Below are 1,556 nucleotides of genomic sequence, written 5' to 3'. Positions count from 1 at the left end.
AAAAGCCAGTCCGATCAAAGTCGTCGACTATCGCATGATGGGCGCATCGGGCCGCGTCTACCTCGCCGGCGACGAAGATTCGGTACGCACGGCTGCAGAAGCAGCCACAGCCGCGTTGGAGAACCGGCGATGACCGGCCACGATCACGAGGAGCTGCGTGCCCTCATTCGCGAGGTCATCCGGGATGTACTCCCCGAACTGGGGATTGTTCCTGCCCCTCAGACCGTCGAGGTCTCGAACGATGAGCAACTCGGCGCGTTCGTTACCCGCTTGACGGCCATGCTCGACGACCCCACCACCGGCCCACTCGTACGATCGGGTCAGCTTTCGTTTCGATTGAAGGCCGAGTCTCCACCGGTGTCCGAAGCTACTCCGGCTTCGGGTGGGGGCAAAGTGGACGACGTCGAAATCGACAGCGGCGCTCTGACCGAACGAATCGTCGAACGTGCCATTTCGGACGGGGCCCGACTCGTCCTCGGCCGCGGCGTCGTCATCACTCCCCTGGCCCGCGAACGCATCCGCAAGTCCGCTGTCACCGTCGTACAGCGGACATGATCGAAGCGGACGTTGCTGTCCTAGAACAACCCTCCAACCCCACAACAACCATCAACACACGAGAAGGAACCCCCCATGAGTGATGCAATCGGAATGATCGAAACCCGCGGATACGTCGCCTCCCTCGCCGCCGCCGACGCCATGGTCAAAGCAGCCAACGTCACCCTGGTCGGTCGCGCAGAGGTCGGCAGCGGCCTCATCGCCGTCATCATCAAAGGCGACGTCGGTGCCGTGAAGGCAGCAACGGAAGCCGGCGCGGAAACCGCCTCCACAATCGGCGAACTCGTCTCCGTCCACGTCATTCCTCGACCCCACTCCGACCTCGCCAAGCACTTCATGATCAACGGTGATCAGTAATGACGACCTCTCCTGCCAAGCCTGCCGCGAGCACGAAACGGGACACGCCGCCGGCTGAATCCAGCTCATCCATGCCGGCCACCGAACTCCGCGTATATCTGCGAATCCACGGCATGCAACGCCAGTTCGCGGCCACCATGGCCACGCCGACACGCGCCAGGGGATACCCCCCGAAGGCCGGCGACCACTCGCTCATCGTCGAAGTGGCCCCGGCGTTGGCAATTCAGCGGGTGATCGATGCGGCGCTGAAGGCAACCCCCGAGGTAGAGCCAGGATTGTTGTACGTCGAGCGGCAGTACGGCATTCTCGAGGTACACAGTTCCGATGCCGACGTCGTGGACCGAGCAGGCAGCGCTATTCTCTCGATCCTCGGTGCCAAGGCTGAGGATCAACTCAAACCGAAGATTCTGTACAGCGACATCATCGAGGAGATAGGTGACCAGCACGCGGTAATCCTCAATCGCACGCGCGATGCTTCGATGCTGTTGCCCGGATCGGCCTTGCTCGTGTACGAGATGGCGCCTGCTCTGTTCGCGGCCGTCGCAGCCAACAGTGCGGAGCGTGTCGCACCCAACCTGACACTGGTGGATGTGCAAATGATCGGAGCTGCCGGGCGTTTGTTCATCTCCGGTGATCTGGAGAGC

Annotated in this window: 3 protein-coding genes; all 3 read left to right on the top strand. The window is 62.3% G+C overall.

The genetic code is table 11. The annotated features are described in order from the left end of the window. The first annotated feature begins 129 nt into the window (after nucleotides 1-129). On the top strand, nucleotides 130-555 hold the full coding sequence (locus tag WBQ44_RS12600; RefSeq protein ID WP_495567025.1) for a hypothetical protein: 426 nt from the start codon (nucleotides 130-132) through the stop codon (nucleotides 553-555). Nucleotides 556-630: 75 nt separating this feature from the next. Next, entirely contained in the window at nucleotides 631-912 is a 282-nt protein-coding gene (locus WBQ44_RS12595) for a BMC domain-containing protein (RefSeq protein ID WP_495567024.1), read from the top strand. A gap of 71 nt (nucleotides 913-983) precedes the next feature. Further along, nucleotides 984-1,556 (top strand): microcompartment protein (locus tag WBQ44_RS12590; protein WP_495567026.1); only part of this gene is annotated, 573 nt, incomplete at its 3' end.

The sequence above is a fragment of the Rhodococcus sp. (in: high G+C Gram-positive bacteria) genome (assembly GCF_049591685.1).
GTDB lineage: Bacteria > Actinomycetota > Actinomycetes > Mycobacteriales > Mycobacteriaceae > Rhodococcoides.
This window is presented reverse-complemented; position numbering and strand designations above follow the sequence as displayed.